Genomic DNA, 16,868 nt, shown 5'->3' on the forward strand with positions numbered 1-16,868 from the left:
ACGAACAGTAGATAAACACAATAGATACAAAAAAGGCGTAGATAAAATGTTTAAGTTTTATCTACGCCTTAATCGTTCACAATCTGCCAGTCTATTTATTCCCGATCAAAACTGACCTTGTCACCTTCGAGTGTCACTTTGATGGTGTCTCCGGCTGAGAATTTGCCCGACAAAATCTGCTCGGCCAGCGGGTTTTCCAACATTTTTTGAATCGCCCTTTTTAACGGCCGAGCACCAAAAACAGGATCAAAACCAGCTTCACCCAACTTGTTCATCACCGAATCGGCAATCACCAGCTGTAAATCACGCTCAACCAAACGGCTTCTCAAACGCTGAAGTTGAATATTAGCAATGCCTTGAATTTGATCTTGGGAAAGCGGATCGAAAACAACCACTTCGTCAATGCGATTAATAAATTCAGGACGGAAGTGATTACCGACCACATCCAGCACAGCGCTTTTGATTAACTCGGCGTCATTGGTAGCGTCGATTTTAGTCATTTCTTGAATAACGTCCGATCCTAAATTAGACGTCATAATAACGACCGTATTTCGGAAATCTACTGTACGCCCCTGACCGTCGGTCAATCGACCATCTTCCAACACTTGCAATAAAATATTGAAAACATCGGGGTGCGCTTTTTCAACTTCATCAAGTAGTAATACCGAATAGGGTTTGCGACGCACCGCCTCAGTCAGATAACCGCCCTCTTCGTAACCGACATAACCCGGAGGTGCGCCGATGAGTCGAGCAACGGAGTGTTTTTCCATGAACTCGGACATATCAATACGAACCATCGAATCTTCGGTGTCGAACAAGAATTCCGCCAACGCTTTGCACAACTCAGTTTTACCGACGCCAGTCGGCCCTAAAAATAGAAACGAACCGTTCGGACGATTTGGGTCGGCCAGCCCAGCACGGGAACGTCGCACAGCGTTAGAAACTGCAACTACTGCTTGTTGTTGACCAATCACACGTCCGTGTAAACCCTCTTCCATACGCAATAACTTATCGCGTTCACCTTCGAGCATTTTCGAGATGGGAATACCGGTCCACTTAGAAACCACTTCCGCAATTTCTTCGTCAGTAACTTTGTTGCGCAGTAACGTCATCTCTTGAGTTTCAACCTGAGACGCCATGTCCAACTGCTTTTCTAGATCGGGAATAATTCCGTATTGCAGTTCAGACATACGACCCAAATCACCAGCACGACGCGCGGAATCCAAATCCAAGCGCGCTTGCTCAAGCGTGCTTTTGATTTCTTGGGAGCCATGAAGAGCCGCTTTTTCAGAACGCCATACTTCTTCTAGGTCAGCGTATTCTTTTTCGACCTGAGCAATATCTTCGTCGATTTTTGATAGGCGCTTTCGCGATGCTTCGTCTTCATCTTTTTTCACCGCTTCACGTTCAATTTTTAATTGAATCAACCGGCGCTCGAGCTTATCCATCGACTCTGGTTTAGAGTCAATTTCCATACGAATGCGGCTGGCGGCTTCGTCGATCAAATCAATGGCTTTGTCTGGCAATTGTCGATCAGTGATGTAACGTTGCGATAATTTAGTCGCCGCAACAATCGCCGGATCGGTAATATCCACGCCATGATGGACTTCATAGCGCTCTTTCAAACCTCGAAGAATGGCGACGGTATCTTCCTCAGTGGGTTCATCCACCAACACTTTTTGGAAACGCCTTTCTAGTGCCGCATCTTTTTCAATGTATTGTCGATATTCATCTAACGTGGTCGCCCCCACACAATGGAGTTCACCGCGCGCTAGAGCAGGCTTTAACATGTTACCTGCGTCCATTGCCCCTTCGGCTTTACCGGCGCCGACCATCGTATGAATTTCATCGATAAATAAAATAACGCGGCCTTCTTCTTTGCTCAATTCGTTCAATACCGATTTAAGTCGCTCTTCGAACTCTCCTCGAAATTTCGCCCCGGCTAATAAACTGCCTAAATCCAACGACAATAAACGTTTGTCTTTTAATCCTTCGGGTACTTCACCATTAATAATTCGCTGAGCGAGACCTTCAACGATCGCGGTTTTACCCACGCCTGGCTCGCCAATAAGTACCGGATTATTTTTAGTTCGGCGCTGCAACACTTGCACGGTTCGACGAATTTCATCATCGCGACCAATAACGGGATCGAGTTTTCCCGCTTCCGCCCGTTCGGTTAAATCGATGGTGTATTTTTCCAGCGCTTGACGATTGCCTTCTGCATCTGGGTCATCCACAGTTTCGCCGCCTCGAACTTTTTTTATGGCTTCTTTTAAACGATTGGCATCGCCAAATTGCTTTAATAACCGGCCCAACGAACTGGAATTATCGTCCAGCGCAGCAATTAAAAATGATTCGCTGGAAATGAATTTATCGCCCGCTTTCTGAGCTTGCTTGTCGGAGAGATTAAACAGCCGCATTAATTCCGGCGACATGTGCACATCACCAGTTGGGTTTTGAATGGTGGCATAGCCTTCCATTTCTTTGGACAACCCATTGCGTAAACCGGTGACGTCGAAACCGGCTTGAGCCAACAGTGGCCGCATTGAACCACCGTGTTGATCCAGCAGTGACAACAATAAGTGAGCGGGTTCAATATGGTTGTGATCGCGTCCCACCGCTAATGATTGAGCATCGGCAAGGGCGGTTTGTAATTGATTGGTTAATCTATCTATTCTCATACAGTCCTCGAAATACGGTCACTTAGCGCAAAGCCGAAGGCGCCGTTCGGTATTGCATGTGTGTTGATTTCTAAATGGGTGTGCAAAATGAGATTGCAAGCAATCGCAAAAGAGAATTTTTGATTTATCGCAAGTTAGAATTGTATAAGAAATTTCCAGAAACGGTTTAATTCTGTAACCAAATTAAACTGGCAAAGCGTCCCGACTGAGCATTTTGGCGATGGGAATACCAGCGTTCATCATCGTAGGTGCAGTAATTGCCGCCGTATATTTTAGTCATATTTAACAGGCTCAACTGCGCTTTGGCTAATGCGTAGAGATCGAATAAATATTTATTGGGGTTCTGACTATTACAGAAACAAGATTCAATTAACGATCGATACAACTGCTCAATATGACGTTGGTTTTTTGTCGACTGAATAGTCGTTTTTGCGTGTAATTCTTGGCCATCTAAAACACACAAAACCTTTTCAGCAATCGACGATGAGTACTGCAAAACTTGTGTTTTAACCTCATTTCCCACTTCGTAATTTTTACCGCTGATGGCTGGCCCCAGATAAACAACAAACTCCGAATACACACGATTTTCGATGGCTCGAAATTCAGCGAGAGTGTCTAACAATACTCCGGCCGCCAATCCTCGCCACCCAGCGTGAGCCGCAGCAACAGCATTGCCGGTATTAGAAGACATTAACACCGGCATGCAATCGGCCGTCAGTATGCAGCAAGCTTTACCTGAATCAGTTGCAAACGCCGCATCCGCAGGCGTGTGAATGCGATTGCTCTGATCAGCTACTTCTGTGGATAACTCAGCCACTCGGCATTCGTGCACTTGCTGTAACCAGTTCAATTGCGGGCACACACCCGGCGCCTGAGCCAGTTTCTCACTCAATTGTTGTCGATTAGCGGCTACCGATTCGGCATCGTCATTGACGTGATCAGCAAGATTAAAGCCTGCCTTGGCACCCTGGCTCACACCACCCAATCGAGTCGTCACCAAGGCTCTGACGTTGCCGGGCCAGGGAACATCGGGAATGTAAAAACTGGATTCATCCATCATTTAAAACCTTAGGCTCAAAAACAGCAGGATTGGTCACACAAAGCAGCCGTTTACTCTTCTGCGGCTTCTAATGCCTCAAGCAGAGCTAACATATCCTCAGGTAAATCAACTTCCCATTCCATATATTCACCCGATACTGGATGCACTAACCCCAGAGATTGGGCATGCAAGGCTTGGCGCGGAAAGCCTTTTAGAGCTTCGATAAGCTCAGGCGATGCTCCTTTGGGAATTTTAAATCGGCCAGCGTAGGTATTGTCACCCACCAAGGGATGGCGAATGTGCGCCATGTGCACACGAATTTGATGAGTTCTGCCGGTTTCAAGCTTGAGCCGCACGTGAGTGTGATTGGTGAATCGCTGCACCAACCGATAGTGGGTCACCGCTTCTTTGCCATCGCCTTCTTTCAGCACTGCCATGTGGGTGCGCATTTTGGGATGACGGCCAATGGGTGCGTCAACACAACCACCTCCGGTCATTGTACCGATGGCAACCGCTTCGTATTCACGGCTGACTGACCGCTCTTGCAATTGCGCAATCAAATCGTTGTGTGCCTGCAATGTTTTCGCAACCACCATTAACCCAGTCGTGTCTTTATCTAAACGGTGCACAATACCCGCTCTGGGCAACAACGACTGTTGATCGTTAAGATTCAGCAACGCATTCAATAATGTGCCGGTGTAGTTACCCGCAGCCGGATGAACCACCAAACCCGCGGGCTTGTTGATTACCAATAGATGTTCGTCTTCAAAGACAATGTCTAGAGGAATGTCTTCTGCTAACCATTCCCCCTGTGGCTGTAGTTGTGCGTTCAACACCAGTTGTTCGCCACCGTAGAGCTTATCTTTGGCTTTGGCGGTTTTTTGATTGACGGTTAAATCACCGGATTTAATCCATTGTTGCAGTTGAGAACGTGAAAAGTCAGGAAACAATTCACTGGCAACTTGGTCCAATCTGAGACCACGATGTTCTGGGGTAGAGACAGCGCTCTTTTGAATGGTTTGTTCTGGAGTGCTCATAGATGGTTGTACAAACGATTTAAACGAAACAGTTTAACATTGTTTGGTAAAACTCAGGTTTTCTTGTGGCACGATTTTTATCGTTCATATCCTATGGCGCTATTCTTATGGCGCGATAGTGAAGGTAAGACGCTATAATGAACGATAGATATTCACACTCATTAGGCGGCCGCAACACCAGCACTGCCTGTGAGAGAAAAATGTTAACTGTTTCAAAGCTTGGGTGTTAACATCCGTCTGTGGTTAAATAATACCCGTCTATAGAATCAGATCGAATTGGCATCAAAGCCTTCATAACCAGACTTTGATATGCTTAGTTAATAACAAGAATTCAGTTGCTTTACTTATACTCAGGAAATTATGCGCGTTTATCCCATCCTTGCAGCTCTAATGATAGTTTTACTCAGTGGTTGTTCACTGTTTGGCTCTAAAGACGATCAAGCGAGCGCCGAAGAAAACACTACCGAAAAACTGCTTTACGATTCAGCCCAGTCCTTCCTTCGTTCAGGGCAGTGGGAATCAGCCATCAGCAATCTGCAATTGCTTGAAGAGAACTTTCCTTTTGGTAACTACGCAGAACAGGCTCAATTGGAGCTTATTTACGCGCATTACAAAAACTTTGAAACTGGCGCAGCCATCGCGTCTGCCGACCGTTTCATCCGCTTGCACCCGCAACACCGCCAAGTGGATTACGCCTACTACATGAAAGGCTTGGCCACTTTTACTCAAGGTAAAGGCATTTTTGAACGCTTTTTACCTACCGATTTAACCCGTCGTGATCCGGGCCCTGCGCGTGAGTCTTTCTCTCACTTCGCACAACTGCTCGCCCGCTATCCCAACAGTATTTACGCCCCAGACGCCAAAAAGCGCATGATCTACCTTCGCAACCTGCTTGCTCGTTACGAAATTCATGTTGCAAACTACTACTTTAAACGCGGTGCTTATTTAGCAGCAGCTAATCGCGGTCGTTATGTGGTTGAGAACTTCCAGAAAACACCTGCGGTTCCCGATGGTTTGGCTGTAATGACTCAAGCCTACAAATTCTTGGGAATGGAAAAGCTGTCTGAACAAAACCGCACCGTTCTTGCACAAAACTTCCCTGAGCACCCGGCCCTGAATGATGACGGCAGCTTCCGATACGCTGATTCCAGTATCGAAGAAGAAGATAAATCTTGGCTTGCCACTTTAACCTTCGGCCTGCTTGAACGCCCAGATACCCCAGCCTACGACAGCCGAGAAATCTATAATTCGGTTTATCTCGAAGATCCGAGAGTCGCGAGCCAAACCACCACGACCAGTGCCGAAAGCAAACAAAAATCATTGGCAAATCGATTGAGCTTTGGATTGTTTAACTGATCAATAACTAAGAATACACAATCAAAAAACCGGGCAATTGCCCGGTTTTTTTATGGATTGGAAAACTTCGCTGAAACACAACAAATGCGGATTTACCCGCAGAGGACTAATCGCCAATTTTCCAGCCATTGGTAATGGGATAACGACGGTCACGACCAAATCCGCGTTGAGTAATACGAACCCCTTCTGGTGCTTGGCGACGTTTGTACTCGTTAATATCTACCAATCGCAAAACACGATTCACCGTCTGAGACTCAAAACCTGCAGCAATAATCACCTCAGCACTCTCATCCAATTCGATGTAACGATACAGGATTTCATCCAAAACCTCGTACGGCGGCAAGCTGTCTTCGTCTTTTTGATCCGGCGCCAGTTCAGCCGAAGGCGGACGCTCAATCACACTGACAGGAATCACTTCGCTGATAGTATTGCGGTAACGCGATAACTCAAACACAGTAACCTTTGGCACGTCTTTTAATACGTCGTAACCACCAGCCATATCACCGTAGAGCGTGGAATAACCCACCGCCATTTCGCTCTTATTTCCAGTGGTTAAAACCAAGTAACGTTTCTTGTTAGAGATCGCCATCAACAAAACCCCTCGCGCACGCGCTTGCAGGTTTTCTTCGGTAGTGTCTCGCTCAGTGCCTTCAAACTCCTCAGCAAGGCTCGCCATAAAGGCGTCGAAGATCGGCTCAATGCTGATTGATTGATAGCGCACGCCCAAACGCTCGGCCTCGTCGGCGGCGTCATTTTTGGATAAATCGCTGGTGTAACGAAACGGCATCATGATCGCTTCCACCCTATCCTTACCCAAAGCATCAACCGCAACAGCAAGGGTCAAGGCCGAATCAATACCGCCAGACAAACCCAGAACCACCCCTTTAAAGCCGTTCTTGTTAACGTAATCTCTCACGCCTAAGACAAGGGCTTGGTAAATTGACGCCAATTCCGAAGGTGGTTCGATCAATTGATTGGGGGTAATTGTGGCGCAATCATCACCCAGCTCTACATTAACCTGATAAAGCCCTTCTTCGAAAAACGGCGCTTGGAACTGTTTTTCGCCTTTGGCATCGACAACCATTGATCCGCCATCAAACACCAACTCGTCTTGCCCGCCCACCAAATTAACGTACACAATAGGCATCTGGCCTTCGTTGGCGCGTTGACCAAGCAACTCATCGCGCTCGTAATTTTTACCACGATGAAACGGTGAGGCGTTCAAATTCAACATAATTTCAGCGCCGGCAAGTCGCGCCTGTTCCGTAGGCTCGGGAAGCCAAATATCTTCACAAACCGTCACGCCAACTTTGATACCCGACAACTCGAACACACACGGCGAGTGGCCTGCTGTGAAATATCGTTTCTCATCGAAGACTTGGTAGTTGGGCAAACACTGCTTCGCGTATTCAGTGACCGTATTGCCGTTTAAGAAAACACCCGCCATATTGAAAACGTTGCCATCAACCACTTTGGGGTAACCCACCACGGCGGCAATATCCGCAGGCATCCGGCTTTTTAAATCATTTAATGCATTATCGATTCGCGTTTCTAGACTGGGTCTAAGCAACAAATCTTCTGGCGGATAGCCAATGAGAGTTAACTCAGGAAAAACCACCACGTCAGCGCCTTTTTCCGCTGATTGTTCAAGAACTGAAATTACTTTCTCAAGATTGCCTGGAATGTCCCCAACCATAAAATTTAATTGGGCCATTACAACGTTTAATCCAGCCACCGACTTCTCCTACGCCTGATTCGATTAGTATGCAATTGGGCTTATGCACAGAGTGCTATTGTCCTGGAATCTGCTGAAATAGGCAAAGACGAGCACGCACTTTGCACAACCAATGATTCATGGATCTAATTTTGCCAAGTAACTCGCTATTTAAGACGTGTAGTCCCAGGCTCACCGCTAAAACCGTCCACAATGAGACCTCACATGATCACGCACATGACTACTCACATGGCAACTCATATCGCAACGCAACTCGGTTCAACTGAAGACACACGTGCATGAAATCCTGTGTCTGGAAATGATATGCTCGTTATTACGCGCGGAGTATTTTTTCTAACCGTCGACCAAAACAACAATTTTTACCACAACAACAATTTATTCAATGGCAAAAACCGACATCTACGACAATAACTACGGTTTACTGAGGGTATACACTTACTATCGTGTCGCTCTCGGCAGCCTGTTATTAATGCTCCACACCAGTGATTTAATTACTGATTTATTGGGCAGTATCGATAAGCAACTGTTCTTATACACAACCCTTGTTTACACCGTCCTCAATATTCTAACGCTGCTGCGACTGTGGATAAGTCGGTTAGAGCCCACGACCTCTCAAGTTGTATTTTTCCTGATCGTCGATATTTTCGCACTTAACCTTTTAAGTTACGCCAGTGGCGGCATTAAAAGTGGCATTGGCTATCTGTTAATAATTACAGCAGCCACCGGGGCCATTTTTTTGCGCGGCCAGTGGGCGATGTTTATCGCGGCATTCGCGGCAATATCGGCTCTGGCCGAAACGATTATTTCTGGCATTACCCACGGCAACAAAGCGGCGGATTTATTTTCAGCCGCCGCCCTCGGTATTTTGCTGTTCGCCACCGCGATTTTATTCCAGTACCTAACCCAGCGAATTCGAGAAAGTACCGCCGAGGCTCAGGACCAAGCCCACTTAGCAGCAAAAGCCATTGATATATCGCAACAGATTATTGCCAGAATGAGAACAGGCGTACTGGTGATGGATGCGGAAGAAAAAATTCAATTGATTAACCACGCCGCCGGTGAGCTGCTTGGCCTAAAGCACGAAATGTATCGGGATATTTCCGATATAGAACACATCCCAATCGTCTACCGCGCTTACCAACAATGGCGAGAATCACCGACCACACTGCAAGAGCCGGTACACATTGCGCAATCGAATAACGACGTGCGAATTAATTTTGCCATGTTGGGTGAACAACCTAACGCAAGTATTTTAGTGTTCGTTGAAGACCATCGATTGCTGGCACAAGAAGCTCAGAAATTAAAACTCGGATCACTGGGGCAATTAACGGCAAGTATCGCCCACGAAATTCGAAACCCATTGGGGGCGATTAGCCACGCCGCACAATTGTTGGCCGAAACGCCAAATAGAGAAAGTAGCGATGAGCGCTTACTGAATATAATTATCAATCACTCCAAACGCGTGAATCAAATCATTGAAAACACTCTGCAATTATCGCGCAGAAGCCAGGGCCAGGCCGAAGTGATCGATCTCAGACAGTGGCTGCCTAAATTTATCGCCGATTATGAAATTACGCACTCCATCGATCCTCCAATCGACATAGAATTGGTCTTTATCAGTGACAACAATGAACCGATTTTGGCAAAAATTGATGTAAATCACCTGCGACAAATTTTAACGAACCTTATTGAAAATGGGTTGCGCTACAGCTTTAAAAACACAGGATTGCATCACTTGTTACTCAGAGCCAGCAATATCGATAACGGAGAAATTACCAGTTTGCAAATTCAAGACGACGGTGTTGGAATTTCTAAAGAACATCTCAAACACATCTTTGAACCGTTCTACACAACAGAAAACACCGGATCTGGGCTGGGCTTGTACGTATCGCGAGAACTCTGCCAACTCAATCAGGCATCACTGAATTATTTTTACAACGACAACGAAAAAAGCTGCTTTCAAATTAACTTTGCCCACGCTCAACAAATGTTCTAACACCTACCAACAGGCATTTTGTTGATCAAACCGTTGGGAATTACGCTATTTTTCAATTGCGGTAATTAAGACATAATCAGAGGTTTCTTAATTACCCAGTAATTTTTTTCAGACAGAATCAATGAACAAACAAGCACATCGCTGGTTTATCATTCTCTGAATCGTCAACGACACAAGTAAAGGTCAAACCGTATTATGTCCCATCAAGCTCTTATCATTGACGATGAACCCGATATTCTCGAACTATTGGATATCACACTCTCGCGCATGGGTATTGAATCTCATCGAGCGCCCGATCTCAAAAGTGCAAAATTGCAATTAAAAGAGAATCACTACGACCTGTGCTTAACCGATATGAGATTGCCAGACGGCAATGGCATCGATCTGGTTAAGGAGCTTCAAACCAGCAAGCCCAATTTACCGGTGGCCGTATTTACCGCACACGGCAATATGGACACCGCTGTTGAAGCCATGAAAGCCGGAGCATTTGATTTTATTACCAAACCGGTCGATTTGGAGCTGTTGCGACAGCTGGTTAAATCGGCATTGAATGCTTCTCACAATAAAACCGAAGCCAGTTCCGATTCCGAGCATTTAATCAAAGGTGAATCGGATCAGATCCGAGAACTCAAACAAAAAATTGTCAAACTGGCACGCTCACAGGCCCCAGTATTTATATCGGGTGAATCCGGCAGTGGTAAAGAACTGGTTGCCCGCTCCATTCATCAACAAGGGCCGCGAGCCGAGAAACCATTTGTTGCCGTCAACTGTGGGGCGATTCCATCCGAACTCGTTGAAAGCGAATTTTTTGGCTACCGCAAAGGCAGCTTTACCGGCGCTCAATCCGATAAAAAAGGGTTATTCCAAGCCGCCAATGGCGGCACCTTATTCTTAGATGAAATTGCCGATTTGCCGCTCGACATGCAAGTAAAATTGCTTCGTGCCATTCAAGAAAAAGCCGTGCGAGCCATTGGCGATTCAACCGAAACCAAAATAGACGTGCGCATCTTAAGCGCGAGTCACAAAAACCTGCCACAAGCGATTGAAGACGGCACCTTCCGCGCTGACTTGTATTACCGCATTAATGTGATTGAGGTATTGGTCCCGCCGTTGCGCCAGCGCGGTAAAGATATTTTGTTGTTAACGGATTTTTTCTTAAACCAATTTGCCGAAGAAACTCAGTTACCGAAAGCCACCTTGGCACCCGAAGCAAAAACGGCCCTGGAAAATTACGATTTTCCAGGTAACGTGCGCGAATTAGAAAACGTACTCGAACGTGCTTACACCTTGTGTGAAAATAATTTAATCACTCAAACCGACCTTCAGCTCGCGCCGATTAAACACAATAAAATCAGCAAAATTGAAACGCCATCCAATCCGAGCCCACCAACTAAATCCACAAACGCTTACGACGGCAGCGTCTCTATCGACGAATATTTAGAAGAAATTGAAAAAGAAATTCTGTTGAATGCGCTGGAAGATAACCGCTGGAATCGAACCTCAACCGCAAAAGCATTAGGCATTACTTTTCGCTCATTGAGATATCGGTTAAAAAAATTGGATTTAGACAACGATTAACTCACACTGGAAGTTCTATAGGAGCCTCTGACTAACCTCAAGATCACTCAGGCCAAGGAGTTTTTTTCTGATTAAGGCGTGCTTTTGAAGGTCTAACGGGTTAAATCGAAAAAGCACAACGCAAAGCAGGAAAAAACTGGCAGGCCCTGAAAGGCGTGGCCTCAAGCGCACATTTGCGGCGTTGCCGTTTTTATTAAGGCCCCATGTCTGTTACGGAAAGGGCCATTAATTGCAAACGTCGCCTTGCAACTGCACGCTTGAGATCACGCTGAGTAATTTTGAGGTTAGTCAGAGGCTCCTATAGTTAGAGCTTCCAGCACTCTGATACGTTTTCGATCTAAATTTTTAATCGGAGCGTTTACTCGGTAAAGGTACCACGAATCGGGTAATTATTATCAGGATTGCGAATAAAACGAATCCCATTAATAATACTTTCAAGATTCGGGCGGGTGAACGGTGTATTGGAAATATCCACCACCTGTAGATTTCCATCACCATTAATAATAAATAATCCTGGTTCAGCAAATACGGAATCCGACTCTTGTGGTCTTGGTGTTGAAATGTATAAACCCAAAGCCTTCATTTGTTCCACAGTCAACCCAAAACCCACTGCAAATTCGGGCTCAACCAAAGCCAGTTGTTCTTTTGCTCTTTCTTCGGTATCGGAAGACACGGCAACAACATCCACCCCTAATTCGTTATAAGCGGCAAGCAGTGGATTTAATTCCTTCAAGTAATGCGTGCACAACGGGCAATGTTTACCGCGATACACAATCACCATTTGCCAGTCACAACCTTCAGCAGGCTTTCCTAACTGCAGTTCACCACCACCAAATTTAGCCACCGACATTGCGGGAAATTTTTCCCCCGCCGATAATTTAAACGCACTCATAATAGCCTCTTCAAATAAATTCATCGTGTTATACAACTAATTTTATGCGCTATAAAAAACCGGCCAACGGCCGGTTCCATAACGTGAATGACTTATTATTTTATAATTTAATGTTAAAACGCAAATAGCTAAATACGCCAGGTACGTCATAGGTGGTTGCGTCAAACCCATTCAAAGCACAACTAAAACAGGTTGGAGAATCTTCATCAGTAACATTAAGCACACCCGCAGACAAGGTAATTTCTTGCTCAGTAGGCAATGACCAAGTTGCCGCTAAATCAACGTATAAAGTGTCTTCCAAAACATTCAGTTCTTCAGCTTCATTGGAACAAAGTCCTAAGCCATCCAAACCTGTGCAATCTTCGGTAACTTCATCAATGTAACGGAAAGTCGCGGCAAACGCCCAATTATCGTAAAACAATTCGGACGTTAATGTGGATTTTAATTCGGGATAAGCCTGCTCAGGATCACCCGTTTCAGTACCTTCCAAATGCACATCAATAAAACCGGTTGATGTTGGCACCTGCTCAATGTATTCGTCTAAGAACGTATTTTGCCAAGTCAATTTAATTTGGCCAAAACTATAGGTCGGGCTTAAATAGACAAAACTTAAATCATAACCGGAGGTTTCAATACCACCGATATTCGTTAACTGATTAGAAAAACCGTTAATAACACCGCCTGAGGTTCGTGTTATTCCGTTACACAAGCCCGAATCCAACGTTGAAATACAACCTTCTAATTGTACTTGCGCATCCAACGCTTGAATTGCACCATCGATCTCGTGCTCATAATAGGTGCCTTCAACGGTAAACTGCTCAATCCAATCTTGGCTATCGACCCAATCGGCATCGTAGACAAAACCTAAGGTGATGCTGTCGGATTCTTCCGGTTGCAACTCTCGATTGCCGCCCGTGGTTACCGATATTTGTGGATTAAACTGAACGTAACTGCCATCAACAGGAACGCCTAACGCAGCACAGTTTGCAACGGTTTGTGGGTCAGCCGGAATGGCACCGTTTTGCGTGCCTAAAATATCGGAACATGGATCAGCTAGGGTTTGATCGAAACGTGCAGCCGAGCCGAACAACTCGCCAATTCCCGGAGCACGTAATCCTTCAGAAAAACTGCCGCGCAATAAAATATTGCTGACCGGGCGATATTTAAATCCTACTTTGCTGGTGGATTCCGAACCAAACGTACTGTAGTCAGAGTTTCGGATTGCCAGAGATAAATCTAAAAGATCAGCGCCGGGTAAATTCTCGAGAATAGGAATTTGCAACTCAAGGTAATATTCTTCAATATCAAAGCCACCACGTGTAGGCGTTGATTGAACACCCGCGCTTTCACCGGCAACAACAACAGCGTCCGGTTGAAAAAATCCATCTTGTTCTCGGTATTCTATACCTGCTGCAAAAGCAAAGGGGCCTGCGGGTAATTGGAATAAATCGCCGCTGATGTTTGCCGTAACGTTCGATAACTCTTGCTCACTTACGTCTTTTTGCACAAACGAAATAAAATCCAATTGCTCCTGAGTAATCGTACCGTTACCGTCACCTTGGCCACCGAATAAATTTAATGGCACACAAGAACCCGTACAATCTGGGCCCAGCGCTTCTTGAATTCTCGCAGAGTTGTAACCGCCGGTTTTGATCTGATCAGCACGGTTTTCTGAGCGAGCAAAATTAACATCCCAATAAAAATTGCGATCACCCAACTCAAATTGGCCTTGCAAACCAGCCCCCACGTAAAAAGTATTCACGTCCTGCTCGAACACCCTCGGACCACCTTCTAATGGACGACGACCAAAAAAGAAGGGATTGGTATTGGCGTCGAGCGTAAAGCCAAACGGATTAAACGGATTACTCGCATCCACCGAAATGGTATCTAACAGATTACCATTCCCGGCTTCTGGGCCAATAAATAATGGCTCGGGCGCTGCCTGATTGGTTGATTTACGATTGTTAAACAAACCTTTTAAATAAAACGTTGTTGATGGCGTTAAATCGTATTGCGCTTGAGTGTAAATATTGGTGCGCTCATTGGGGGCTAGCACCAAATTAAATGGCGAGAAATTAAATCGATCTGCCGTTGTAAATGGACTGAAATCATCGTTTGGACCACAGGGGTTTGCGGCATCGTAACGCGGCACACCCGTGACACCGTCGTTAATCGTACAGTCAACTTGCAAACCCGTATTTGGATCCGTAAAAAAGAAACGTCCTTGAGGTGTACCCGAACTGCCACCTAAACCGTTAGTCACAAATGGAATGGGCGTAGAAGCCTGATCACGATCCGCCGCAAGCACATCGTTCGCATTAACATAACCAATATTTAAAAATATCCGTGAGCGATCGCCAATCGTGCCAATGGATAAATTAATTTCATTACTTTCACCATCACCTTCGTCGTACGCACCGGAATAAGCTTCAATTTCAAAGCCGTCAAAGTCTTTTTTGGTAATAATATTAACAACACCGGCAATTGCGTCACTGCCGTAAATGGATGACGCGCCATCTTCTAAAACTTCAATTCGCTCAATAATTGCCGTTGGAATGGTGTTTAAATCCACCGCAGACGAGACGCCACTGGCCGACGACCCATTCACCCAGCGCACACCGTCCACCAAAACCAAGGTTCGATTAGACCCTAAATAACGCAAATCAATTTGCGAGGCACCGGCACCAATACCACCGCCATCGGGTGGAAAACCGAAATTACCACTGCTGTTAAAACGCGAATTTAATCCGCCGCCAGACGCCGTTAAGCGCTGTAAGAAATCACCCACCGATGTTAAGCCTGAACGATCCAAATCCTCAGCAGTTAACGTTGTGACTGGAGATCCTTGCGAAAGCGGATCTTGACGAATTCGAGTACCGGTTACACTCACTTCTTCAATGGTGTCGTTGGCACCATTGGCTTGAGCATAAACGGGAGATGTAGAAAATAGAAAACACGAGGCAAGTGCTGCCGGTAAAGCGACTTTATTAAATGACTTACCATAAAACCTGACATCAAGGTGTTGCATAGACAGTCTCCGCCCAGATTAAAATCTGATTATTTATTGCTAGAATTATTTGGACGCATGCACAAAAGCTGACGATATTTATAAAAATATTGATAGGATTAATCGTTCGATAAATAGATTTAGTCGTTCCTACGTTTACGCCAATTTTCGCAAATGCACATCAAGCCAGAGACGAGCTGTATAAAATTGACCGCCCTGTAAGGACTGACAAATAAGAAGAATTAATATAAGAAGGGAGTGTTGATAGACGAAAAAGTAAATGAGGTTAAAAACAAACAAATAAAATACACATTAACGTGTGATCCAAATCCTATTACAGGTTGAACCCGTTAATTTTTTATATCAGGATTAAATTAATTCGTATAAATCAAAAATTCCCAATTCAGTTTTATTTTTAATAATAGTTAGCGAATTCATACTCTCACCAAAAGTTTTCTACGCCTGCCTTTATACGATTATTTCTTCTAAACATTGAGTTACCGAAATTCAAACGGGTTTAGCCCCGCGCATGCGGGGAACACAGTCACCACAAATTCGGCGACACCTGCAGCGTCGGTTTAGCCCCGCGCATGCGGGAACACAGCCGTTGACTATCTTGCATTTCCCTCAGCCCCGGTTTAGCCCCGCGCATGCGGGGAACACCGCATCAAGAACAGTGAAACCAGAACCTGTACCGGTTTAGCCCCGCGCATGCGGGGAACACTCTTACTGTATCTGATTGTTTTTAAAAGGAAAATACCACCCTGTATTTTCTACCGATACAATTGATGGTTTTTTAGTCTAAAAAGCGGCCACCACGGCAGTAGTGGCTTGCGGTATTTGGGAGATAATGTGGGGATTTAAAGAAGGGCTTCTAAAGAAATATACGTCGCTGCCTCAACAGGGGATTCGCATTTTGGAACAACCCCTAGCAGCGGTGCGCGAATTCGGCCTTTTAAGGTTTCTATATTTTCTTCTGTATACGCAGCCTCGGAATCCAAACAATTGGCAACCCAACCTGCTAACGGCAATCCAGATTGAGCAATGGCTTGAGCGGTAAGCAGCGCATGATTAAGGCAGCCTAATCGAACGCCAACCACAAGAATAACAGGCACATTTAATTGCACGGCAAAGTCGGCCAAGGTCTCTCGTTGATTTAAAGGCACAAACCAACCGCCGGCGCCTTCCACTAACCACAAATCGGCGCGATTTAATAACGCCCCTTGAGCAAAACCGTGCAAACGAGAAGCACTCAATTTTTTACCTTCTTTTTCTGCGGCAATATGCGGTGCTATGGGCTCTTTTAAAATAACGGGGTTAATGGATTGGTAAGGCAATGTTAATGTCATGGCGTTTGATAATGCCACGGCATCTTCGTTTTTAATGATACCTTCGTCGTCAAAACCGCCTGCGGCAATGGGCTTTAACGCACCGGTTTTTAAGTTTGCTTGTTTGGCTTTTTCTAAAATTGCGCAAGAAACAAAAGTCTTTCCCACTTCAGTGTCTGTGCCGGTTACAAAAAATTTTTTAGCCAAAATAGATTCTCT

Annotated in this window: 10 protein-coding genes; 3 read left to right on the top strand and 7 right to left on the bottom strand. The window is 45.4% G+C overall.

What is annotated here, in order from left to right:
- Positions 1-95: 95 nt before the first annotated feature.
- The 3 genes from clpB to rluD all read right to left on the bottom strand — a co-directional run bounded on the left by clpB (position 96) and on the right by rluD (position 4,757).
- The gene (clpB, locus tag LU361_RS03715; protein ID WP_233086970.1) at positions 96-2,681 is read right to left on the bottom strand and encodes an ATP-dependent chaperone ClpB; all 2,586 of its coding nucleotides are present in this window, start codon (positions 2,679-2,681) and stop codon (positions 96-98) included.
- Between the two features lie 166 nt (positions 2,682-2,847).
- The gene (gene pgeF, locus LU361_RS03720; protein WP_233086971.1) at positions 2,848-3,741 is read right to left on the bottom strand and encodes a peptidoglycan editing factor PgeF; all 894 of its coding nucleotides are present in this window, start codon (positions 3,739-3,741) and stop codon (positions 2,848-2,850) included.
- A gap of 50 nt (positions 3,742-3,791) precedes the next feature.
- Positions 3,792-4,757 (bottom strand): 23S rRNA pseudouridine(1911/1915/1917) synthase RluD, encoded by a 966-nt coding sequence (gene rluD, locus LU361_RS03725; protein WP_233086972.1) that lies wholly within the window; start codon positions 4,755-4,757, stop codon positions 3,792-3,794.
- A 360-nt stretch (positions 4,758-5,117) separates the two neighbouring features.
- Between rluD and LU361_RS03730 the strand changes: the two genes are divergently transcribed.
- On the top strand, positions 5,118-6,113 hold the full coding sequence (locus LU361_RS03730; RefSeq protein ID WP_233086973.1) for an outer membrane protein assembly factor BamD: 996 nt from the start codon (positions 5,118-5,120) through the stop codon (positions 6,111-6,113).
- A 106-nt stretch (positions 6,114-6,219) separates the two neighbouring features.
- Here LU361_RS03730 and LU361_RS03735 read toward each other — a convergent pair whose 3' ends face one another.
- Positions 6,220-7,848 carry an NAD+ synthase gene (locus tag LU361_RS03735; protein ID WP_233086974.1) on the bottom strand — a complete coding sequence of 543 codons (1,629 nt, stop codon included), beginning with the start codon at positions 7,846-7,848 and terminating at the stop codon, positions 6,220-6,222.
- A gap of 382 nt (positions 7,849-8,230) precedes the next feature.
- Here LU361_RS03735 and LU361_RS03740 point away from each other — a divergent pair, with 382 nt between their 5' ends.
- Positions 8,231-9,844: a sensor histidine kinase gene (locus LU361_RS03740; RefSeq protein ID WP_233086975.1), complete on the top strand. Its 1,614-nt coding sequence runs from the start codon at positions 8,231-8,233 to the stop codon at positions 9,842-9,844.
- Positions 9,845-10,039: 195 nt separating this feature from the next.
- Positions 10,040-11,422, top strand: a complete 1,383-nt coding sequence (locus LU361_RS03745) for a sigma-54-dependent transcriptional regulator (protein WP_233086976.1) — start codon at positions 10,040-10,042, stop codon at positions 11,420-11,422.
- Positions 11,423-11,780: 358 nt separating this feature from the next.
- Here LU361_RS03745 and LU361_RS03750 read toward each other — a convergent pair whose 3' ends face one another.
- From LU361_RS03750 to bioD, 3 genes are all read right to left on the bottom strand, one after another.
- Positions 11,781-12,314 (bottom strand): redoxin domain-containing protein, encoded by a 534-nt coding sequence (locus LU361_RS03750; RefSeq protein WP_233086977.1) that lies wholly within the window; start codon positions 12,312-12,314, stop codon positions 11,781-11,783.
- 100 nt (positions 12,315-12,414) lie between these two features.
- Complete coding sequence (locus LU361_RS03755; RefSeq protein WP_233086978.1) at positions 12,415-15,342, bottom strand: TonB-dependent receptor domain-containing protein; 2,928 nt, start codon at positions 15,340-15,342, stop codon at positions 12,415-12,417.
- Between the two features lie 839 nt (positions 15,343-16,181).
- On the bottom strand, positions 16,182-16,856 hold the full coding sequence (bioD, locus tag LU361_RS03760; RefSeq protein ID WP_233086979.1) for a dethiobiotin synthase: 675 nt from the start codon (positions 16,854-16,856) through the stop codon (positions 16,182-16,184).
- Between the last annotated feature and the right edge of the window lie 12 nt (positions 16,857-16,868).

Source organism: Sessilibacter corallicola (assembly GCF_021290925.1).
In the GTDB taxonomy this organism is placed as follows: domain Bacteria; phylum Pseudomonadota; class Gammaproteobacteria; order Pseudomonadales; family Cellvibrionaceae; genus Sessilibacter; species Sessilibacter corallicola.